Raw genomic sequence first — 21,836 nt, forward strand, 5'->3', positions numbered from 1 at the left:
TCCGGGTCGGCAGAAGAAGCAGGTCAAGCAGGCCAAGGGCAAGCGTAAGAGTGGTAACCCGATGAAGCGCAAGGCCGAGGAGCAGGCTGCCGCGGCCCGTCGTGAGCAGGCCGCGCAGGGCGGTGCGTTCGGTCTGCCGGCGCAGGACGACAAGGACTTCGAGCTGCCCGACGAGTTCAAGAAGTTCATGGGCTGAACGCCATGACGTTGCCGGTCTGAAGATCTTTTCCGGGTACGAGGAGGGCACCAGCAGTGTCTGGTGCCCTCCCCATACCCGGGCCCGTCGACGGCCCTGACCGGATCGCGTGTCCAGGCCGAGCGAACGGAACGCAAAGGCCCCTCACGCACCCGCCAGAGCCGACCTGCCCTTGCTGCCTTCCGGCCCTGGGGGAGTTCAGTCAGATAGCGCCACATGAGGGGCTGCGGCGAACGTTACCTGATCACTCTCGCTCACGGAACCGGGGTTCTGAGCGGGGCCGGGCCCAGGGCCTGATGGGCCTGGACGGTGAGCGCGGTCTCCGACAACCGAGCGGATCCAGCACCGCCCCGGACCCGGTCGGAAGAGGTCCGGCAACTCCGTCAGGGACGCGCGAGCGCCCTTGCCGCTGCGGCGTCGGCGGTCGGCCCGCCGGTTTTTGGGCTCCGGGACCGTGTTGCGTGGTCCGGCGTCGGGCATCGGCCGGCCCGCGGTTGTCACCGACTTGAACGGCGGACGTCCTGAACTGCGGAAATCCTGTTGCGGCAGCGGACACCCGATCGCACAATGCCCGCACTGAGATGCACGTGGTCTATCAAGGATGAAGAGTGACTGAAAACGACGAGCGGCGCCAGACCCTGACCAACGGGGAAGGCGTGCCGGTCCTGACATATCTGGAGGGTGTTCGGGAGGGGCACCCATGGGCTGACCTGGCCGAAGTGGTCGGTCCCGACCCGGTGGAAACCATCGTCTCCCACATGTCCGGATGGGCGGTCTCGGGGTCTGTGGAACTCGGTGAGCAGTTGCTGCGCCGTGGTGCCCGGGTGATGAGGCACGCCCACGAGATGCGGAGAGACCTGGTCGCGTGCCCGCCACCGGCCGACTGGTCGTCGCGTGCCCTGGGCGACGGACTCCGGGCCGTTCCTTGCGGTCTCGATGCGGACACGGTGTTTCCGGCTTGGCGAGCCGCCTTTCCTCCCGACCACCCCGACCATCACCGCGGCAGTGACGAAGAAGTGCTGAACGGGCTTCTGGCGCCGATGCTGGCGGGCTCTGTTCTCGGGCCGGTCCTTCCGTGCAGTGCCCTGGTGGTGGACGAGGCGGACCGTGTGGTCGCCGGGGCGATCCTCACCGACCGTGACGGCCTGCCGTGGGTCGCGGACGTGTTCCGTCGGCCCGAAGCGCGCTACGCGGGCCTTGGCGCCGATCTGCTGCGTCGGGTGCTCGGCGATGCCGCGTCCGACGGGCTGGCCGAGGTATCGCTCGCCGTGAGCGAGGCGAATCCGGCCCGCCGTGTCTATGAGAAGCTCGGATTTGAGCTGACTGACACATCGCTGACTGTCGTCGTCCCCTAGGTCCTGAGACTCCGTCAGCGCAAGGACTTCTGTCCCGGCGGCGTCTGCGGGACAGGCGCCGCGGAGATGTTGAAGCGGGACTCTGCGGGGGCGGTGTACCAGGACCTGCACGGAGTCGGCCTGCTCGTCGGGCAACTCCGCTCGCCGGCGCCCCCGGAACGAAGGCATCGACCGGGACGACTTCCACGTCGACCTCGACCGTCGACAAGTCGCCTGCCTCCGGGGCCGGTTCAGCAAGGACCGGCACGGCTCCTACCCGACCTCCTGCCCACCGCGGCACCCCTGACCGTGGCGCGGTGGGCAGGAGGTCGGCGCCGGCCCTGATATGCCCTCTGGCAACAGAACGGGCACTGCCCTTCTCCTGACGTGGACGGATCCGCTCCGGCGGGCCTGGCGCCGAGGCCCGATGGCAGCCGATCACAGGGCGCTGAAGGCTTCTTCCACGGCCTCGCACGTGGCGTCCAGGTCGTCGTCGGTTACTCCGGCGGGGACGAACCAGCAGGCCATGGCGAAGGCGTTGGCGTGGACCCCGCGTTTGAGGAGTTCATGGCGGAAGGCGTGATAGCGGGCCTGGTCGGTGCGGAGCAGGTCGCGGTACTGGCGGGTGGGTGCGCCGTCGAGAGTGAAGACGGCCTGGAACATGGCGCCGACGCCCTGGACCGCGCAGGGAACACGCCGGTCGTGGGCAGCGCGGCGGATCGCTTCCATGAGCCGCCGGCCGCTTTCCTCGATGTGCTTGGTGACCCCCGGCTGGTTCAGCCGGCGCAGGGTGACCAGCGCGGACGTCGCGCACAGCGGCGAGGCGTTGTAGGTGCCGCCGTGTTTGACGTCCCCTCGCGCCAGAGGTTCCATCACGTGGCGCTGCCCGGCGAACGCGGCGATCGGCAGGCCGCCGCCCAGCGCCTTGGAGAAGACGGCGAGGTCGGGTACGACGTCGAGCAGCGCCTGGGCTCCTCCGGGGCCGGTGCGGAATCCGGTGCAGACCTCGTCGAAGACGAGCACGATTCCGCGTGCCGTGCACTCCTCCCGCAGCAGGCCGAGATAGCCCGGATCGGGCATGGTGCACGCGTTGTTGGCGACGATCGGCTCGCAGATGACCGCCGCGAGCTCGCCCCGGTGGGCGTCCAGGAGGGTGCGGAGTGCCGCGGGGTCGTTCCATGGGCAGACGACCACGTCGTCGACGACCCCGGCCGGAATGCCCGGGGAATGAGGTACGGGGTGCGGCGTGCCGTAGGGGCCGGCCTCCGAGATACCGGGGCGGTTGGAGATGGCCAGGGTGTCGGACCATCCGTGGTAGTGGCCCTCGAACTTGAGGATCTTCGAGCGCCCGGTGTACCCGCGGGCGGCACGCACGGCCCCTTGCACCGCCTCGCTTCCCGAGTTGGCGAACCGGACGAGCTCCGCACAGGGCACCATCTCGCAGATCAGCTCGGCGAGTTCCACTTCAGCGGTGTTGCAGGTGCCGAACATCGAGCCCGTGCCCAGGACGGCGGTGAGTGCCTCGGTGAGCTCCGGGGCGGCATGGCCCAGGATCGCGCTGCCGTAGGAGATGAGGTAGTCGAGGTACTCGTTGCCGTCGACGTCGCGGATGCGCGTACCGGACCCACTGGCGATGTAGAGCGGGTAGGGGTGCGGGCCGGTCGAGGTCAGTCTGGAGGAGGAGCTGATGCCGCCCGCCAGCGATGCCTGGGCCCGGTCGAACCAGGCGCGACTGCCGTCGGTCCCGCCCAACGCCCTTATACGGCCGGTCATATGTGCCTCCTGTTTGGGTGAGGGATGCTTGGGCACGTTCGGAGAGCCCTTCATACGCAGGGATTGTTTGAGGAGAGGATGGGCGGGACGTGACTGAGAAGACGGCGGTCGTCACCGGCGCGGGCAGCGGAATCGGGAGGGCGTGTGCGCTCGGTCTGCTGGCGGACGGCTGGACGGTGGTCCTGGTGGGTCGGCGCAAGGAGCCGCTGGAGGAGACGGCGGCGCTCACGCCTACCGTCGGCCGCGACCGCGCCGTCCCATTCCCCGCCGACATCACCGATGCCACCGCGGTGGACCACCTGTTCAGGTCCGTGGTGGGGCGGTTCGGGCGAGTGGACGTGCTGTTCAACAATGCCGCCGACGTCATGCCCTACACCCCGACGGAGGACGTGAGCGTCGAGGACTGGCACCGCGTGATGGACTCCATCGCCACCGGGACCTTCCTGTGTTCCCGCGCTGCCTTCCGCGTCATGAAGGAGCAGAACCCGCGCGGTGGACGGATCATCAACAACGGGGCGCCCTCCGCTCAGGCACCCCGGCCGGACTCCCTCGCGTTCACCGCAGCCAAGCACGCGGTCGCCGGGATGACACGCTCACTGTCTTTGGACGGCCGCCGCTACGACATCTCCTGCGGCCAGATCGACATCGGCAACGTCACCCCGGAGGACCGCCCCCAGCCGGCCGTCCTACAGGCCGACGGGTCACGGCGGGTCGAACCCACCATGGACGTGAAGCACGTCGTCGACATGGTGCGGACCATGGCCGCTCTGCCGCGCGGGGTGAACATTCAGTCCGTTCTGGTCATGCCCAGCGCCATGCCCTACGTGGGCCGGGGATAGCCCGGCCACATAGGCGGGGAACCAGTTGCCGGACACCAGTTGTCCGGCCTGGTCCCAGGCGAGCATGCGGTGCAGCCCGTCCAGATGGATCAACCCCTCGCGGACAGTCAAACCTTCGTAGTCGCGTCCCGAAACGGGCCGTGTGCTCAGGAACAACGGGCGGCGGGGGGCCGTGCTCTGCCGGGCGAGTTTGAGCGCACACAACGGATTGGAGCGCGCGTACGAGGGGCCCAACCCCGCCAGCCGCTCCGCAGCCGCGGCCACCGTCAGCCCCGCCTTGGGGACGAGCTCCACCTCTCCGTCCTCACCCAGGTGCCAGGGAAGCACCACACCGCGCACTTCCGGGCCCTCCAGCAGCACCTGATGCCAACTCCCGCCCAACTCCCGCTGGCCGTTGCGGATGTGCCCTTCGGCCTCGTCGTTGGTGTTGGCCTGATCAGACGCGTCGAAGGGGTGCTCCTGGGCGAAGTGGTCGATGACCGTCTCGAACCGGACCGCTCCTAGAATCCTCATCTGCTGTACCTTCCCACCTCTTCGTACTCGCCGAAGTGCCGTTCGGCGAACAGCTCCGGACGTCCTGCGTCCAGACGGCGCGAGCGCGCCACTCCCAGCACCTGACGCCAGTACGGCTTGACCGGTGGCCACAGAGTGCCCGTACGACAGTACGAGCCGTCGATCATGTAGCGCGGCCCCGCGTTCGGCTGCGGCGCCGACGCGGCCCGGCGGGTGTGAAAGAGCGCTGAGTGGAGTACGACGGTGGACCCGGACGGCAAGTCGTCGATGAGCGCTTCGCCCGGCAGGACCGCCGTGCCCAGGTGGCTGCGGGCGTCTTTCTCCGCGACTTCCCGGTGCGAACCCGGCAGCACTGCCAAGCCACCCAACTCCGGCTTGAGCCCGCCTATGTAGTGCAGGGCATGGATCATCGGTAAGCGCCGGTCGCGCTGCGGCCGCTGTTCGTAGTCGTGGTGCCAGCTCTTGCCGGCCCCCCCGGCCGGTCGCCGGTCGCTGTGCAGATGGTGGAAGACGAAGGCCTCCCCCAGCAGGTCGGGGTGGCCGAGCAGGTCCATGAGCGGCGGGTACACCACGAGCTCGGCGTGCGCCTCCAAGTCCAGCTCGACCACCTGCGGCGACTCAGCACCCGGATGCAGACAGGCGTCGATGGACTTCTGACGCCAGCCCGTCTCCACCCACTTGTCGACCTCCGGCGCAAGTCGGTCGACGAGGTCGGCCGGCAAGAATCCAGGGAGGACGAGAAAGCCGTCCTCGGTGAAGTCTTCAATCCGGACCTTATTGGCACGCGTGCCACTCATGAGTCGGACCCCCGGTTCACTCGGATGTTGCCCCACGGACGCCACAGTGCTCGGCGTTTTCTATCCAGGGCCGATATGCGTCATGCGCATGACGGGGTGAATGGCCAGAAAGGGGTACTGGGATGCCCGAGTGACAGGTGTGCCCAGGACACTCTGTCGTGGGACGTGATGAGCCGTGCGATCGTCACAGAACGGACCAGGGCTGAAGCTGCGCCTGCAGAACGGGAGTCGGATGCAGGACCCGACGTCGTTCTGGCAACGTCATGGCCTCGTCGTGCACGTCCACCGACAGCACCACCACGTCCGAGGTGGACGGGAGACGGCTTCAAGGACGACTGGAAGGTGGCAGGGCCGACCCCACGAGCGATGCCGGCTGGGACATCCCAGGGACTCTTCAGGGACTCTCACGTCTGGCGCAGGGAGATCACAGGGATTTCCCACCGCGTGAACAGGGACGGCCCTGACCGCGCTGAAGGATACGAACGCGCAGGTCAGGGCCTATTGCCTCAGCACTCGATGATGTTCACCGCGAGCCCGCCCCGCGCGGTCTCCTTGTACTTCACGCTCATGTCCGCGCCCGTCTCCTTCATGGTCTTGATGACCTTGTCCAGGGAGACCTTGTGGCTGCCGTCGCCGCGCAGCGCCATCTTGGCCGCCGTGACGGCCTTGACGGCGGCCATGCCGTTGCGCTCGATGCACGGGATCTGGACGAGACCGCCGACCGGGTCGCAGGTCAGACCGAGGTTGTGCTCCATGCCGATCTCGGCGGCGTTCTCGACCTGCTCGGGGGTGCCGCCGAGGACCTCGGCGAGGGCGCCCGCGGCCATCGAGCAGGCGGAGCCGACCTCGCCCTGGCAGCCGACCTCGGCGCCGGAGATGGAGGCGTTCTCCTTGAAGAGCATGCCGATGGCTCCGGCGGCGAGCAGGAAGCGGACGACGCCGTCCTCCTTCTCCGCCTCGGTGGCTCCACCGGCCGCGAAGTTCATGTAGTAGTGCAGCACGGCCGGGATGATGCCCGCCGCGCCGTTGGTGGGCGCGGTGACGACGCGGCCGCCCGCCGCGTTCTCCTCGTTGACCGCCATCGCGTAGAGGGTGATCCACTCCATCGCGTGGGCCTGCGGGTCGCCCTCGGCGCGCAGTTGGCGGGCGGTTTTCGCGGCGCGGCGGCGGACCTTGAGGCCGCCGGGCAGGATGCCCTCGCGGGACATGCCGCGCGAGACGCAGGCCTGCATGACGCGCCAGATGTCCAGCAGACCCGAGCGGATCTCGTCCTCGGTGCGCCAGGCCCTCTCGTTCTCCAGCATCAGGGAAGAGATGGACAGGCCGGTCTCCCCGGAGAGCCGCAGCAGTTCGTCGCCGGTGCGGAAGGGGTGCTTCAGCACGGTGTCGTCGAGGACGATCCGGTCCTCGCCCACCGCGTCCTCGTCGACGACGAAGCCGCCGCCGACGGAGTAGTAGGTCTTCTCCAGCAGCGTGGCGCCCTCGCGGTCGAAGGCGAAGACCGTCATGCCGTTGGCGTGGTACGGGAGGGCCTTGCGGCGGTGCAGGACCAGCTGCTCGTCGGCGTCGAAGTCGATCTCGTGCATGCCGAGCAGATTGATCCGGCCGGTCGTACGGATGTGTTCCACCCGGTCGTCGGCGGACTCCACGTCGACGGTGCGGGGCGACTCGCCCTCCAGGCCGAGCAGGACCGCCTTGGGAGTGCCGTGGCCGTGACCGGTCGCCCCGAGGGAGCCGTACAGCTCCGCGCGTATGGAGGCGGTGTGGGCGATGAGGCCCTCGTTCTTCAGCCGGCGCGCGAACATGCGGGCGGCGCGCATCGGGCCGACCGTATGGGAGCTGGACGGGCCGATGCCGATCGAGAACAGGTCGAAGACCGAGATGGCCACGGAAGACTCCTCAGGGTTGGTAGACGTCGTCGTCTGCCGGGTGATGCGGTACGGACCGGTCGGTCCGAAGAGCAGCGGGGACAAGGGATGGGGCACCGCGCTCACTGAACAGTGTGCGCGGTGCCCCGCCCGAAAGGTGCCGAACTGTGTCCCGAATTACGTCCCGGACCAGTTCGGGACGGTCTGTGCGCCGGGCTACTTCAGGCCGGGGTACAGCGGGAACTTCTCGGCCAGCGCGACGACGCGGGCCTTCAGCGCGTCCGCGTCGTAGGACGGCTTGAGCGCGGCGGCGATGATCTCCGCGACCTCGGTGAAGTCCTCGGTCCGGAAACCGCGGGTCGCCAGGGCCGGCGTACCGATCCGCAGACCCGAGGTGACCATCGGCGGCCGCGGGTCGTTCGGGATGGCGTTCCGGTTGACCGTGATGCCCAGCTCGTGCAGCCGGTCCTCGGCCTGCTGGCCGTCCAGCTCGGAGTTGCGCAGGTCGACGAGGACCAGGTGGACGTCCGTACCGCCGGACAGCACGGAGACACCGACCTCGGTGACGTCCGGCTGGACCAGGCGCTCGGCGAGGACGCGGGCGCCGTCCAGGGTGCGCTGCTGGCGCTCCTTGAACTCCTCGGTCGCCGCGACCTTGAACGAGACCGCCTTGGCCGCGATCACGTGCTCCAGCGGACCACCCTGCTGGCCCGGGAAGACCGCCGAGTTGATCTTCTTGGCCAGCTCCTGCGTGGACAGGATGACGCCACCGCGCGGACCGCCGAGGGTCTTGTGCGTGGTGGTCGTGACGACATGGGCGTGCGGCACCGGGTTGGGGTGCAGACCCGCGGCCACCAGGCCCGCGAAGTGCGCCATGTCGACCATCAGGTACGCGCCGACCTCGTCCGCGATGCGGCGGAAGGCGGCGAAGTCCAGCTGGCGGGGGTAGGCGGACCAGCCGGCGACGATCAGCTTCGGCTTGGACTCCTTGGCCAGGCGCTCGACCTCGGCCATGTCCACGACGCCGGTGTCGTCGACGTGGTACGGGACCACGTTGTAGAGCTTGCCGGAGAAGTTGATCTTCATGCCGTGGGTCAGGTGACCGCCGTGGGCCAGGTTCAGGCCCATGATCGTGTCGCCCGGCTTCAGCAGCGCGAACATCGCGGCGGCGTTGGCCTGCGCACCGGAGTGCGGCTGGACGTTCGCGGCCTCGGCGCCGAACAGCGCCTTGATGCGGTCGATGGCGATCTGCTCGACGACGTCGACGTGCTCGCAACCGCCGTAGTAGCGGCGGCCGGGGTAGCCCTCGGCGTACTTGTTGGTGAGGACGGAGCCCTGGGCCTCCATGACCGCGACCGGAGCGAAGTTCTCCGAGGCGATCATTTCGAGGGTGGACTGCTGGCGGTGGAGCTCGGCGTCGACAGCGGCGGCGACGTCCGGGTCCAGCTCGTGGAGGGATGAGTTGAGAAGCGACATCAGGTGGTCCCTTGGGGTCTCAGTTGCCGGAGAACTCGGTGTACTCGTCGGCGGAGAGCAGGTCCTTCGGCTCCTCCGCCATACGTACCTTGAACAGCCAGCCGCCCTCGAACGGAGCGGAGTTCACCAGCGACGGATCGTCCACGACGTCCTGGTTCGCGGCGGTGACCTCACCGGTCACCGGCGAGTACAGGTCGCTCACCGACTTGGTCGACTCCAGCTCGCCGCAGGTCTCGCCCGCGGTCACCGTGTCACCGACCTCGGGGAGCTGGGCGTAGACGACATCGCCGAGGGCGTTGGCCGCGTACTCGGTGATACCGATCGTGGCCACACCGTCCTCGACGGCCGACAGCCACTCGTGCTCCTTGCTGTAACGCAGCTGCTGGGGGTTGCTCATGACCTGAATTCTCCTGTACGCGGGGGAGTGCTGATGAACGGTGGTCTTACGGTGTGAGACGCGACTGCGTCACTTCTTCGGGAGCGCCGACGTCACTTCTGGCGCTTGTAGAACGGCAGCGCCACGACCTCGTACGGCTCGTGGCTGCCCCGGATGTCCACTCCGATGCCCGCGGTGCCGGGCGTGGCGTGCGCGGCGTCCACGTACGCGATGGCGATCGGCTTGCCCAGGGTCGGCGAGGGGGCGCCCGAGGTGACCTCGCCGACGACCTCGCTGCCGGTCCCGCCCGCGGCGACGACGGAGAAGCCGGCGCGGGGCACGCGGCGGCCCTCGGCGATCAGTCCGACCAGCTTGCGGGGCGGGGCGGTCGCGGCGCGCTCGGCGGCGGCCTCGAGCGCCTTGCGGCCGACGAAGTCGCCCTCCTTCTCGAACTTCACGACGCGGCCGAGGCCGGCGTCGAACGGGGTCAGCTCGGTGGTCAGCTCGTGCCCGTAGAGCGGCATGCCGGCCTCCAGGCGCAGCGTGTCGCGGCAGGAGAGCCCGCACGGGATCAGGCCGCGGGAGGCGCCCGCCTCGGTGAGGGCCTTCCACAGCTGCTCGGCGTGGACGGGGGCGACGAACAGCTCGAAGCCGTCCTCGCCGGTGTAGCCGGTGCGGGCGATCAGCGCGGGGACACCGGCGACCGTGCCGGGCAGGCCGGCGTAGTACTTCAGCCCGTCCAGGTCGGCGTCGGTGACGGCGGCCAGGATGGCGGGGGACTCGGGGCCCTGGACGGCGAGCAGCGCGTACGCGTCGCGGTCGTCGCGTACGGCGGCGTCGAAGCCGCCGGCCCGCGCGGTCAGCGCGTCCAGCACGATCTGGGCGTTGCCGGCGTTGGCGACGACCATGTACTCGTCGTCACCCAGCCGGTAGACGATCAGGTCGTCCAGGATGCCGCCGTCCTCGGCGCAGATCATCGTGTAGCGGGCGCGGCCCACGGCGACGGTGCCGATGTTGCCGACCAGCGCGTAGTTGAGGAAGGCCGCGGCCTCGGGGCCGGTGACGGTGATCTCGCCCATGTGCGACAGGTCGAAGAGGCCGGCCCTGGTGCGGACCGCGTTGTGCTCGTCGCGCTCGCTGCCGTACCGCAGGGGCATGTCCCAGCCCGCGAAGTCGGTCATGGTCGCGCCCAGCGAACGGTGCAGGGCATCGAGGGCGGTGAGACGGGGGGCGGTGCTCATGGATGTGGCTCCCAGGGCATGACGACGAGGACAGTCCCTCCCCATCTGTCATCGGAACCTGAGAGGTTCGCCGAGAGCCCCCTGGAGGGTTCGGCTTGCACCTTGGGTGGGGCCGCGGAGCGGCCCGCTTTTCAGATCTGCCTCATCCACGCGGTACGGGGCCTGAGAGATTCAAGGGAGGAACTTGCTCCTTCGGCGCCCGGCACAGGCAGTGACCGGAACTCTCCCGCGCGGATTCAAGCGGCCTTTATGCAGTTGGCCGGGTCATCATCGCACGCATCGCGCCGGAGTGGGGCCCCGGTCCCTCATGGGAATCAGCGGCGTGGACGGTTGTGCCGCATTACCTTTTCTTTACACTTCAGGGGCATGCGTGGGGTGACCCGACAGGGGGAGGGGCGATGACGTTGCAGCGGTACGCGACGACCGCGGGGGCCGCGCACGGCGCGATGCCCGCACAACCGGGGGCGCCGGCCGCCGACGCGCTCGGCCCGCCCGCGCCCGTGGTGCGGGACCTCCGGGACCGGGCCGGGCGCAGCCCGCGCGGCCTGCGCTTCGGGGCGGGCGACGTGGTGGTGGTCTCCGGGCTGCCCGGCAGCGGCAAATCGACGCTCATCCGGCGGGCGGTGACGACGGCCCGCGCCATCGACTCCCAGGACACCCGGGACCACTGGGCGCGGATCGTGCCCCGGTTACTCCCGTACGCCCTCTACCGCCCCCTCGTCCGCGCCGCCCACTACGGGGGGCTGTGGCGGGTGCTGCGCTCCGGCGAGTCCGTGGTCGTCCACGACTGCGGAACCCAGGCGTGGGTACGCGGCTGGCTGGCCCGCGCGGCGCGGCGCCGGGGCCGGGTGCTCCACCTCGTCCTGCTCGACGTCACACCGCAGACGGCGATGGAGGGCCAGCGCGAGCGCGGACGCGGCGTCTCCGGATACGCGTTCGCCCGGCACCGCAGGGCGGTGGGAAGGCTGCTCCGGGACGCCGAGACGGGCCTGCTGCCGCCGGGGTGCGCCTCGGCGGTGCTGCTGGACCGCGAGGCGGCGGCTCTGCTGACCCGGATCGGGTTCGCGGACCCGCGGGGCCCGGGAGCCGGACGTTAACCTTCTGCCGGAAGGCTCGGGCAAGAAGGGGAAGCAGTGGACATTCCGGCGCAGGGTCAGTCCCATCCGCAGGGCGGATGGCCCGCCAATGAGCTCGAAGAGGTGCTGATGGCCTCGGTGGGCAGCCCGGAGGCGGGCGGACGGCTCGTCGAGGTGCTCGGGCGCAGCCATGTCTGGGTGCCCCTGCCCAACGGCGGCGGACCCGATTCCCCCGACCTGGACCTGCCGACGCTGGAGATCGAGGGCGCCGCGTACGTTCCCGTGTTCAGCTCCGAACAGCAGTTCCGCAGCTGTGTCGGCGCCGCGATGTCGTTCACCGTCGCGCCCGCCCGCGAGTTCGCCCGCGGACTGCCCCCGCAGCTCGGTATGGCGGTGAACCCGGGCGGCGTCGTCGGGACGCCGCTGCCGCCGCCCGCCGTGGCCGAGCTCTGCCGCGGCGGACGCACCCCGCTGGACGGACCGGCCGGCGGAGGCAGGGTCCGGCTGTACGAGCCGGACTGGAAGGAGGAGCCCGTCGACTTCCTCGCCGCGGCGGCCGGCGAATTCGAGGTGAGCGGTGTCGTGCTCACCGCCCGCCGGACCCTGGCCAGCATCGAGGGCGGCGAGCCCGTCCTCTTCATCGGTGTCGAGCTCTCCACCTGGGAGGGCGCCGGGCGCGACGCCCCGATGGACGCCCTCGGCCGTGCGCTCGGCCGTGTCGAGGTGCCGTGGTCGGTCAGCCTGGTCCTGCTCGATGTGGCGCAGGACCCGGTCGCCGACTGGATGCGGGAGAGGATCCGGCCGTTCTACTGCCGCGCGGACGGGTAGCACCCGGCACGGTGCCCGCGGACCGCTCCGGAGTGGATCACCGCGTCGGCCCGAGGCGTCAAGTCGGTGTCAGGACCGGCGCATAAGCTGGTTTGATGGCATGGTGCCACGGCATCATGCCGCACCCGTGTGCCCCGGGAGCGGCGGGCCGACACAGTGGATCGAAGAGGGGCGGGACCAGGTGAGTGCGTCAGGCACCGCGGCGGCCGGGCAGGTCGAGCACATGCTGCGCCAAGTGACGCCCGGGCGCTACGACGCGTACGAGGCGCTGCTGCAGGCCCTCGCCAACGGCCGGATCTGGATGCTCCTCTGGCACGGCCAGGCGGGCTCGCCCGACGCCCAGTACGGGAACATGGAGGTCGACGGCCTCGGCTACGCCCCCTGTGTGACCTCCGCCCAGGAGCTCTCGGCCAGCGGCTGGAACCGGGCCCACGAGCTGGTCACCGGCCGCGACATCGCCCGCGCCCTCTTCCCGGACCGCTGGGGCATCTGGCTCAACCCGCACGCCCCGGGCGGCGGCGTGGGCATCCCCTGGCTGGACCTGCGCCGGATCGCCACCGGTCTCGACCGGATGCCCGCGGGACCGCTCCGGCTCACCGAGCCCGCCATCGAGATCCCCCAGTTCTACGCCCTGCTCACGCAGAACGCCCATCACACCCCCGCGATCCGCTCGCTGCGCCGCGCCTGGGTGCAGCCGGCGCTGGGCGTCCCGTATCTCGCCATCGGCCTCGACCTCTACGACACGGGCCAGACCTCGGTCGACGCGGTGCGGGCGATGATGCAGCAGTCGATCGGCGCGGTCCCGGACGGGCTGCCCGTCTCCACGGTCGCGATGTCCGACGAGTACGACCCCGTCGCGATGTGGCTGCGCGCCAACACCCGCCCGTTCTACGACCGCGAGGCCCACGCCCCGGCGGCCCCGGTGGCCGGCTACGGCTATCCGCCGCAGGGCGCGTACTGAGCCTGCCGGCAGCGCAGTTGTACGTACCGGAGCCTCCCGGCAGGCATGTGTCCGCCCCTCGCGCCCGGAATGCAGGTGTACGTGCCGGGTGCGCCGGGAATGCATGCGTACGGCCCTGATTCCCGGAACGCAACGTACTCGTCCGGCGCCAACTCCCCGAATCCCGGGCCGCTTTCCCGACACGTTCCGCACGGCCGCGCTCCCGCGCGCTTCCCGGACCCCTGCGCGGTTCCGCTCCCCATGTCCGGGATCTCCGTGCTGGGGATATCTGATGATGAATGCGGGGTGAATCCGACCGCGTGCCCTCTTCCGCCTCAACTGACCAGTGTTCGGCGGGCGTTCACATCCGTCCGGATAACGGAACACCCCTGACCGCATCACGGTTAGGCATCCATTCGCCTGACGGTATGGCTACCTCGCGCAACGGCAATGAAGACTCCCGCAGCAAGGGCGTCCTGCCGCCTCCGTGTACGACTGACTGATCCGCGCCGCCACAGCGGCCAGTTCGGCCCGGCCACCGCCGGTTGAGAGGGGTCCTTGCCACGATGACGGCACCATTGCACGAGCCGACCACGGAAGCGGACCCGATCGCGACCGGCGGTCCCGCAGCCGACTCCGGGGCGAAGAAGGTCGAGGGGCGCTCCCTCAAGCAGATCGCCTGGAACCGCCTCAAGCAGGACAAGGTCGCTCTGACGGGTGGCATCGTTGTCCTCGTCCTGATCGTGGTGGCGGTCTTCGCGCCCCTCATCGTGGGCCTGCTGGGGCACCCGCCGAACGACTTCCACCAGGACAAGCTCGACCCGCTGACCAATCTCCCCACCGGCTCCCTCGGTGGCGTGAGCGGCGACTTCCTCTTCGGCGTCGAGCCCAACAAGGGGCGCGACGTCTTCAGCCGGATCGTCTACGGCGCCCGGATCTCGCTGCTCGTGGCGTTCCTGGCGGCCCTGGTCGCGGTGGCGCTCGGCACGCTCTTCGGGATCATCGCCGGCTACTTCGGCGGCTGGGTGGACGCGGTGATCAGCCGGGTCATGGACGTGCTGCTGTCCTTCCCGCAGCTCCTCTTCATCATCTCGCTCGTCTCGGTCCTCCCCGACGACCTCCTCGGCCTCACCGGCAGCGGGGTGCGCATCGCCGTACTCGTCGCCGTCATCGGCTTCTTCGGCTGGCCGTACGTGGGACGCATCGTCCGGGGCCAGACGCTCTCGCTGCGTGAGCGCGAGTACGTCGAGGCGGCGCGCAGCCTCGGCGGCGGGCGGGGCCACATCCTCTTCCGCGAGCTGCTGCCGAACCTGGTGGCGCCGATCACCGTCTACGCGACGCTCATGATCCCCACCAACATCCTCACCGAAGCGGCCCTCAGCTTCCTCGGCGCGGGTGTGCGGCCGCCCACGGCCTCCTGGGGCGGCATGCTGCGCGACGCCCTGGAGACGTACGAGCACGACCCGATGTTCATGGTCTTCCCCGGCGTGACGATCTTCATCACCGTACTGGCCTTCAACCTCTTCGGGGACGGGCTGCGCGACGCCCTGGACCCCAAGGGGACCCGATAGCCCACGACTTGCCCCTGCCGCACTGTCAGGTGGCTCTTCCCATGGTTCTCCGGCAAGCAACGGCCTGGGACCGCGATCTCGGAGGTTACGAGAAAATGTCCACAGTTACCTCGAAACGACGGCTCACCGCTGGTGCGGCCCTCGTGGTCGCGGCGCTGATGACCACCACGGCGTGCGGCGGCGGCGACGACGGCGGCAGTGGCGACGGCAAGTCGAAGGCCGCCGGGTTCAACGCGGCGTTCAACAAGGTCGCCAACCCGTCCACCAAAAAGGGTGGAACGCTGAAGATGGTCGGCAAGCAGGACCTCGACTCCGCCGACCCCCAGCGTGCCTACTACGGCATGGCCTGGGACTTCATGCGCTTCTACACCCGCCAGCTGGTCACGTACGACACCAAGCCCGGTGCCGCCTCCACCAAGCTGGTCGGCGACCTCGCCACCGGTCCCGGTGTCATCTCGGACGACGGCAAGACGTACACGTACAAGCTGCGCCCCGGCATCACCTGGGAGGACGGCTCCAAGCTGACCTCCAAGGACGTCAAGTACGGCATCGAGCGCATCTGGGCGACGGACACCATCACCGGTGGGCCGCAGTACCTGAAGCAGACGCTGGACCCCAAGGGCGAGTACAAGGGCCCCTACAAGGACTCGTCGCCGGACAAGCTCGGCCTGAAGGCGATCGAGACGCCCGACGACAGCACCATCATCTTCAAGCTGCCCAAGCCCAACGGTGACTTCGAGCAGTTCCTCGCCATGCCGTCCGGCACGCCCGTGAAGGCGTCGGAGGACAGCAAGGCGAAGTACACCCAGCGGCCGTTCTCCTCGGGCCCGTACAAGTTCGAGTCGTACAAGCCGGGCAAGAACATCGTCCTCGTCCGCAACGACAAGTGGCAGAAGTCCTCGGACCCGGTGCGCGCCGCGCTCCCGGACAAGATCACCGTGACGATCTCCGCCAACCTGGAGGAGAACGACAAGAAGCTGATGGAGGGCGACTACGACGTCGACCTCAACGGCACCGGCATGACCCAGTCCGGCCGGGTCACCGCCATCCAGGACCACAAGGCCAGCGTCGACAACATGCTGACGTCCTTCGTCCGCTACGTCGCGCTCGTCCACACGGCCAAGCCGCTGGACGACGTCCACTGCCGCAAGGCCGTCTTCTACGCCACGGACTTCGCCAGCCTCCAGCAGACCCGCGGTGGTGAGATCGCCGGTGGCGAGATCGCCAACAGCACGCTGCCGACCTCCATCAAGGGGCACAGCGACTACGACCCGTACGGCGTTCTCGCCCGCAAGGGCAAGCCGGACACGGCCAAGGCCAAGGACGAGCTGAAGCAGTGCGGTCACGCCGGCGGCTTCTCGACCAAGCTCACCGCCCGCAACAACAACCCGGGCGAGGTCGACACCGCCGAGGCGCTCCAGGAGCAGCTCGGCAAGGTCGGCATCAAGGTCGAGGTCGACCCGATCGACGGCGCCGAGGCCTCCAGCATCACCGGTTCGCCGGCCGTCGTGAAGAAGCGCGGCTACGGCATGACGATGAGCGGCTGGGGCCCGGACTTCCCGTCCGGCCAGGGCTTCGGCCAGCCGCTGTGGGACAGCCGGTTCCTGTCGGAGACCGGTAACTACAACGAGTCGCAGCTCAAGGACCCGCAGATCGACAAGCTCTTCGACGACGCGATCGCGGAGACCGACCCGGTCAAGGCCGGCGAGATCTACAAGGCTCTCGACAAGCGGATCCTCGACCAGGCCGACTGGATGCCCTTCATCTACGAGAAGAACATCACCTGGCGCGGCGACCGGCTGACGAACGTCTACATGTCCGACGCCTTCAGCGGCCGTTACGACTACGTCTCCCTCGGCGTCGTCAAGTAGCCGCTGTTGTAGTCAACAGCATTTGCAGTCAACCCGGTTGACTGCCCCACCGCCGCCGAAACCCGCCAGTCCGAAGGGCAGGTGATGGCCAGGGCGGTGGCCGGGAGCCCCCCACAAGGGGTTCCCGGCCACCGCCGGGCCGCGCACAGTGCTTGCTTATCTCATCCGGCGCCTGTTCGCCGTAGTCATCATGGTGCTCGTCGTACTGCTCGCGACCTTCACCATCTTCTTCATGCTGCCCAAGTGGGCGGGTCAGGACGTCGCCGTCCTCTTCGCCGGCAAGGCCACGGGTGCCGAGCAGCTCGCGGGCATCCGCATCAAGCTGGGTCTCGACGACCCCCTTCTCGTCCAGTTCTGGGACTTCGTCAAGGGCATCCCGATGGGGCGCGACTACGCGAACGGTGACGACGTCACCCACTGCGCCGCACCCTGCTTCGGCTACTCCTTCCGCACCGAGGTACCGGTCTGGACCACCCTCAAGGACGCTCTGCCCGTCACCGGCGCGCTCGCCGCCGGAGCCTGCGTCCTGTGGCTCATCGGCGGCGTCGCCACCGGTGTGGTGTCCGCGCTCCGGCGCGGCAGCATCTGGGACCGGGCCGCGATGACCACCGCCCTCGGCGGCGTCTCGCTGCCGATCTTCTTCACCGGCATGGTCGCGATGGGCCTCTTCGTGCACAACCTCGGCTGGGTGCACATCGCCGACAACCTCTCCACGGACGACGGCATCGGCACCTGGTTCCAGACGCTGATCCTGCCGTGGATCGTGCTCGCCTTCCTGAACGCCGCGATGTATGCCCGGCTCACCAGAGCCACCATGCTCGAAGTGCTCGGCGAGGACTACATCCGCACCGCCCGCGCCAAGGGGCTGGGGGAGGGGACCGTCATCACCCGGCACGCCCTGCGCTCCGCGATGACACCGATCCTCACCGTCTTCGGCCTCGACATCGGTGTGCTCCTCGGCGGCGCCGTCCTCACCGAATCCACGTTCAACCTGCCGGGGCTCGGGCTCGCGGCGGTCCAGGCCATCAGCAACAAGGACCTGCCGGTGATCCTCGGCGTCACCCTGTTCGCGGCTCTCGCGATCGCCGTCGCCAACCTCCTCGTCGACATTCTGTACGCCGTCATCGACCCGCGAGTGAGGCTGGGATGACCGAACTGCACAAGAGCGGTGCCGCGCTGGGCGAGCCCGCCCCGGTGGGCTCGCCCGCTCCCACCGCCTTCCTCGAAGTGCGCGACCTCAAGGTGCACTTCCCGACCGACGACGGGCTGGTCAAGTCCGTCGACGGGCTCAACTTCCAGCTGGAGAAGGGCAAGACCCTCGGCATCGTCGGCGAGTCCGGCTCCGGCAAGTCGGTCACGTCGCTGGGCATCATGGGCCTGCACACCGCGGGCCAGTACGGCAAGCGCAAGGCGCAGGTCTCCGGCGAGATCTGGCTGGACGGCAAGGAGCTGCTGTCCGCGGACCCCGACGAGGTGCGCAAGCTGCGCGGCCGCGACATGGCCATGATCTTCCAGGACCCGCTGTCCGCGCTGCACCCGTACTACACGATCGGCAAGCAGATCGTGGAGGCGTACCGCGTCCACCATGCCGTGGACAAGAAGACCGCCCGCAAGCGGGCGGTCGAGATGCTCGACCGGGTCGGCATCCCGCAGCCCGACAAGCGCGTCGACAGCTACCCGCACGAGTTCTCCGGCGGCATGCGCCAGCGCGCGATGATCGCCATGTCGCTGGTCAACAACCCCGAGCTGCTGATCGCCGACGAGCCGACGACCGCGCTGGACGTGACCGTCCAGGCGCAGATCCTCGACCTGATCCGGGACCTGCAGAAGGAGTTCGGCTCCGCGGTCATCATCATCACCCACGATCTGGGCGTCGTGGCCGAGCTCGCCGACGACATCCTGGTGATGTACGGCGGGCGCTGCGTCGAGCGCGGACCGGCCGAGAAGGTGTTCTACGAGCCCCGGCACCCCTACACCTGGGGCCTGCTGGGCTCGATGCCGCGTCTCGACCGCGACCAGACCGACCGGCTCATCCCGGTCAAGGGTTCCCCGCCGTCGCTCATCAACATCCCGTCGGGCTGCGCCTTCAACCCGCGCTGCCCGTACGCGGACGTGCCCAAGGACGACGTGACCCGCACCGTACGGCCCGAGCTGCAGGAGGTCGGCAGCCGGCACTGGGCGGCCTGCCACATGTCGCAGGAGCAGCGGGAGCGTATCTGGACCGAAGAGATTGCGCCCAAGCTGTGAGCGAGGACAAGGCCGTGACGAGCGAGGACAAGGGCGTGGACGTTCCGGCGCAGAGGCCTGCCGGGGGCGGCGCGGCGGTCGCGGAGGCCGCCTCCCGCGAGGTGCTGCTCAAGGTGACCGGGCTGCAGAAGCACTTCCCTCTCAAGAAGGGCATGCTGCAGCGCAGCGCCGGCGCGGTGAAGGCCGTAGACGGGATCGACTTCGAGGTGCGCGCGGGCGAGACCCTGGGCGTCGTCGGGGAGTCCGGCTGCGGAAAGTCGACGATGGGCCGGCTGATCACCCGGCTCCTCGAACCCACCGCGGGGAAGGTCGAGTTCGAGGGGAAGGACATCACGCACCTCGGCGTCGGCGCCATGCGCCCGATGCGCCGCGACATGCAGATGATCTTCCAGGACCCGTACTCCTCGCTGAACCCCCGGCACACGATCGGCACGATCGTGGGCGCCCCCTTCAAGCTGCAGGGCGTCACGCCCGAGGGCGGCGTCAAGCAGGAGGTGCAGCGGCTGCTGGAGGTGGTGGGCCTCAACCCGGAGCACTACAACCGCTATCCGCACGAGTTCTCCGGCGGCCAGCGCCAGCGCATCGGGATCGCCCGCGCGCTCGCGCTCAACCCCAAGCTGGTCGTGGCGGACGAGCCGGTCTCGGCGCTGGACGTCTCCATCCAGGCGCAGGTGGTGAACCTGCTCGACGACCTCCAGGCCGAGCTGGGTCTGACGTACGTGATCATCGCCCATGACCTCTCGGTCGTCCGGCACGTCTCGGACCGGATCGCGGTGATGTACCTCGGCAAGATCGTGGAGCTGGCCGACCGCGAGTCGCTGTACAAGGCGCCGATGCACCCGTACACCAAGGCGCTGCTCTCGGCGGTGCCGATCCCGGACCCGAAGCGCCGTTCGGCCAAGAGCGAGCGCATCCTGCTGACGGGCGACGTACCGTCGCCGATCTCGCCGCCCAGCGGCTGCCGCTTCCACACCCGGTGCTGGAAGGCGACGGAGGTCTGCAAGACGCAGGAGCCGCCGATGGTCGCGCTGAAGACCGGGCACCAGGTGGCCTGCCACCATCCGGAGAACGCGCCGGACCAGGCACCCGGCGAGATGGTGACGGCGGAGGCCCGCGAGGCGGTCGAGATCGTCACGGTGCGCAAGTCCGGGGCCGACGAGAACGCGGCCGACGAGAGCGCTGCCGACGACGGCTCCGCACCGTCCGATACGCCGGAGGGCAGCCCGAAGGAGTAGAACCGGCACAATTGCCCGGTGCTCAACGAACTGTTCACACCCTCCGTCCAGCATGCGCTCGACATCGCCGGGATCTTCGTCTTCGCGATCTCCGGCGCTCTGCTCGCCGTACGCAAGAACTTCGATGTCTTCGGCATCGCGGTACTCGCCGAGGTGACCGCGCTGGGCGGAGGGCTGTTCCGTGACATCGTCATCGGGGCGGTCCCGCCGGCGGCGTTCACGGACCTCGGCTACTTCACGACCCCGCTCCTCGCCGCCGGTCTGGTGTTCTTCCTGCATCCGCACGTCGAACGGATCCAGGTGGGCGTCAACGTCTTCGACGCGGCCGGCCTCGGGCTGTTCTGCGTCACGGGCACGGTCAAGGCGTACGGCTACGGCCTCGGTCTCACCGCGTCGGCGGCCCTGGGACTGGCCACCGCGGTCGGCGGCGGTGTGCTGCGCGACGTACTGGCCAACGAGGTGCCCTCGCTGCTGCGCTGGGACCGCGACCTGTACGCCGTGCCCGCGATCGTCGGCGCCGCGATGATCGTGCTCTGCATCCGCTTCGACGCGCTCAACGCGTTCACCAGCGGCACCGCGGTGATCATGGCCTTCGCGCTGCGGCTGCTCGCGATGCGCTACCACTGGCGGGCCCCGCGCGCCTACAACCGGCGGTCGGCGACGGCCGAGGAGTGACCCGCGGCCACCCGCTACAGCCTCGCGGCCCTGCGGACGCCGTGCTCCGACATCTTCCGGCCACAAAAAAGCTACCGCTCAGTAATACAATCGGTGTACGGTGCATCGCATGGCACAGGCAGCAGCGCAGACGGCGCGGACCGCACAGGCAACCGTCGGGGACAGCGAGTTCGACCGCGACACCGCCGTCACCCTTCGCGAAGAAGGCGTCTACGACGCCGAGCTCTCCGCCGGATGGACGATCATCCGCGCGGTCAACGGCGGCTATCTGCTGGCCATGCTCGGCCGCGCGCTCGGCGAGGTCCTGCCGCACCCGGACCCGTTCTCGGTCTCCGCGCACTACCTCACCGCGTCCGTCCCGGGGCCCGCGGTGATCCGCACCCAGACCGTCCGCACCGGCCGCACCCTCTCCACCGGCCAGGCCTCCCTCTTCCAGTACGCGGAGGACGGCACCGAGATCGAGCGCATCCGGGTCCTCGCCACCTACGGCGATCTGGACGCGCTGTCCGACGACGTCCGCACCTCGGCGAAGCCGCCGGCCATCCCGCCGCAGGAGCACTGCCTCGGCCCGAGCGACGGCCCGGCCCCGATCCCCGGCAGCTCCGCCATCACCGAGCGGATCGCCATCAAGCTCGACCCGGCGACGGTCGGCTGGGCCGTCGGCGCCCCCTCCGGCAAGGGCGAGATGCGAGGCTGGTTCGCTCTCGCGGACGGCCGGGACGCCGATCCGCTCTCGCTGCTGCTCACCGTCGACGCGCTGCCGCCCACCTCGTTCGAGCTGGGCATCAAGGGCTGGACGCCGACCATCGAGCTCACCACGCACATCCGCTGCCGCCCCGCCCCCGGCCCCCTGCGCGTCTCCATCACCACCCGCAACCTCGCGGGCGGCTACCTGGAGGAGGACGCGGACGTCTGGGACAGCGCGGACCGGCTGGTGGCCCAGTCCCGTCAGCTGGCGCGGGCACCGCGCGCATAGCCGG

18 protein-coding genes, 1 other RNA gene, 2 pseudogenes and 1 riboswitch are annotated in these 21,836 nt (G+C 69.5%); of the genes and pseudogenes, 13 read left to right on the top strand and 8 right to left on the bottom strand.

The features are described from left to right. Positions 1-196, top strand: a pseudogene (locus ACFVT1_RS28970) (signal recognition particle protein); the annotation flags it as partial. Between the two features lie 132 nt (positions 197-328). On the opposite strand, the gene ffs reads toward ACFVT1_RS28970, so the two are convergent. Beyond that, an RNA gene (gene ffs / locus ACFVT1_RS28975) (signal recognition particle sRNA small type) lies at positions 329-425 on the bottom strand. A 379-nt stretch (positions 426-804) separates the two neighbouring features. Here ffs and ACFVT1_RS28980 point away from each other — a divergent pair. Continuing rightward, the gene (locus tag ACFVT1_RS28980) at positions 805-1,551 is read left to right on the top strand and encodes a GNAT family N-acetyltransferase (protein ID WP_389800611.1); all 747 of its coding nucleotides are present in this window, start codon (positions 805-807) and stop codon (positions 1,549-1,551) included. 417 nt (positions 1,552-1,968) lie between these two features. On the opposite strand, the gene ACFVT1_RS28985 is transcribed toward ACFVT1_RS28980, so the two are convergent. Then, the gene (locus ACFVT1_RS28985) at positions 1,969-3,303 is read right to left on the bottom strand and encodes an aspartate aminotransferase family protein (protein WP_389800613.1); all 1,335 of its coding nucleotides are present in this window, start codon (positions 3,301-3,303) and stop codon (positions 1,969-1,971) included. Between the two features lie 89 nt (positions 3,304-3,392). Here ACFVT1_RS28985 and ACFVT1_RS28990 point away from each other — a divergent pair, with 89 nt between their 5' ends. Next, entirely contained in the window at positions 3,393-4,142 is a 750-nt protein-coding gene (locus tag ACFVT1_RS28990) for an SDR family oxidoreductase (protein ID WP_389800614.1), read from the top strand. A gap of 42 nt (positions 4,143-4,184) precedes the next feature. Here ACFVT1_RS28990 and ACFVT1_RS28995 read toward each other — a convergent pair. The 6 genes and pseudogenes from ACFVT1_RS28995 to gcvT form a co-directional block, all read right to left on the bottom strand. After that, positions 4,185-4,655, bottom strand: a pseudogene (locus ACFVT1_RS28995) (DUF6309 family protein); the annotation flags it as partial. Next, entirely contained in the window at positions 4,652-5,452 is an 801-nt protein-coding gene (locus tag ACFVT1_RS29000) for a phytanoyl-CoA dioxygenase family protein (protein ID WP_389800616.1), read from the bottom strand. The gene ACFVT1_RS29000 and the pseudogene ACFVT1_RS28995, both read right to left, overlap by 4 nt. 506 nt (positions 5,453-5,958) lie before the next feature. Beyond that, positions 5,959-7,341 (bottom strand): L-serine ammonia-lyase, encoded by a 1,383-nt coding sequence (locus ACFVT1_RS29005; protein ID WP_389800870.1) that lies wholly within the window; start codon positions 7,339-7,341, stop codon positions 5,959-5,961. A gap of 195 nt (positions 7,342-7,536) precedes the next feature. Next, positions 7,537-8,796, bottom strand: a complete 1,260-nt coding sequence (glyA, locus tag ACFVT1_RS29010) for a serine hydroxymethyltransferase (RefSeq protein ID WP_389800618.1) — start codon at positions 8,794-8,796, stop codon at positions 7,537-7,539. Positions 8,797-8,815: 19 nt separating this feature from the next. Beyond that, positions 8,816-9,193, bottom strand: coding sequence for a glycine cleavage system protein GcvH (gene gcvH / locus ACFVT1_RS29015; RefSeq protein ID WP_266357740.1), 378 nt, complete (start codon positions 9,191-9,193; stop codon positions 8,816-8,818). Between the two features lie 92 nt (positions 9,194-9,285). Then, positions 9,286-10,413: a glycine cleavage system aminomethyltransferase GcvT gene (gene gcvT, locus ACFVT1_RS29020; protein WP_389800620.1), complete on the bottom strand. Its 1,128-nt coding sequence runs from the start codon at positions 10,411-10,413 to the stop codon at positions 9,286-9,288. Positions 10,414-10,554: 141 nt separating this feature from the next. Continuing rightward, positions 10,555-10,652: riboswitch (glycine riboswitch) on the bottom strand. Positions 10,653-10,811: 159 nt separating this feature from the next. Here gcvT and ACFVT1_RS29025 point away from each other — a divergent pair. The 10 genes from ACFVT1_RS29025 (at position 10,812) to ACFVT1_RS29070 (ending at position 21,832) form a co-directional block, all read left to right on the top strand. Beyond that, positions 10,812-11,510 (top strand): AAA family ATPase, encoded by a 699-nt coding sequence (locus ACFVT1_RS29025; protein WP_389800621.1) that lies wholly within the window; start codon positions 10,812-10,814, stop codon positions 11,508-11,510. A gap of 36 nt (positions 11,511-11,546) precedes the next feature. Beyond that, positions 11,547-12,317: an enhanced serine sensitivity protein SseB gene (locus ACFVT1_RS29030; protein WP_389800623.1), complete on the top strand. Its 771-nt coding sequence runs from the start codon at positions 11,547-11,549 to the stop codon at positions 12,315-12,317. Between the two features lie 181 nt (positions 12,318-12,498). Continuing rightward, positions 12,499-13,278: an enhanced serine sensitivity protein SseB C-terminal domain-containing protein gene (locus tag ACFVT1_RS29035; RefSeq protein WP_389800625.1), complete on the top strand. Its 780-nt coding sequence runs from the start codon at positions 12,499-12,501 to the stop codon at positions 13,276-13,278. Between the two features lie 545 nt (positions 13,279-13,823). Then, complete coding sequence (locus ACFVT1_RS29040; RefSeq protein WP_389800627.1) at positions 13,824-14,828, top strand: ABC transporter permease; 1,005 nt, start codon at positions 13,824-13,826, stop codon at positions 14,826-14,828. Positions 14,829-14,923: 95 nt separating this feature from the next. Further along, positions 14,924-16,699, top strand: a complete 1,776-nt coding sequence (locus ACFVT1_RS29045) for an ABC transporter substrate-binding protein (RefSeq protein ID WP_389800628.1) — start codon at positions 14,924-14,926, stop codon at positions 16,697-16,699. Positions 16,700-16,847: 148 nt separating this feature from the next. Then, the gene (locus ACFVT1_RS29050; RefSeq protein ID WP_389800630.1) at positions 16,848-17,849 is read left to right on the top strand and encodes an ABC transporter permease; all 1,002 of its coding nucleotides are present in this window, start codon (positions 16,848-16,850) and stop codon (positions 17,847-17,849) included. Further along, on the top strand, positions 17,846-18,946 hold the full coding sequence (locus ACFVT1_RS29055) for an ABC transporter ATP-binding protein (RefSeq protein WP_389800632.1): 1,101 nt from the start codon (positions 17,846-17,848) through the stop codon (positions 18,944-18,946). Before ACFVT1_RS29050 ends, ACFVT1_RS29055 begins: the two co-directional genes overlap by 4 nt. Further along, on the top strand, positions 18,943-20,181 hold the full coding sequence (locus tag ACFVT1_RS29060) for an ABC transporter ATP-binding protein (protein ID WP_389800633.1): 1,239 nt from the start codon (positions 18,943-18,945) through the stop codon (positions 20,179-20,181). The genes ACFVT1_RS29055 and ACFVT1_RS29060 overlap by 4 nt, the downstream gene beginning before the upstream one ends. An 18-nt stretch (positions 20,182-20,199) precedes the next feature. Then, positions 20,200-20,856, top strand: coding sequence for a trimeric intracellular cation channel family protein (locus ACFVT1_RS29065; RefSeq protein ID WP_389800634.1), 657 nt, complete (start codon positions 20,200-20,202; stop codon positions 20,854-20,856). A gap of 109 nt (positions 20,857-20,965) precedes the next feature. Further along, the gene (locus tag ACFVT1_RS29070) at positions 20,966-21,832 is read left to right on the top strand and encodes a thioesterase family protein (protein ID WP_389800635.1); all 867 of its coding nucleotides are present in this window, start codon (positions 20,966-20,968) and stop codon (positions 21,830-21,832) included. Positions 21,833-21,836: the final 4 nt, after the last annotated feature.

It is taken from the genome of Streptomyces sp. NPDC057963, from assembly GCF_042887155.1.
GTDB lineage: Bacteria > Actinomycetota > Actinomycetes > Streptomycetales > Streptomycetaceae > Streptomyces.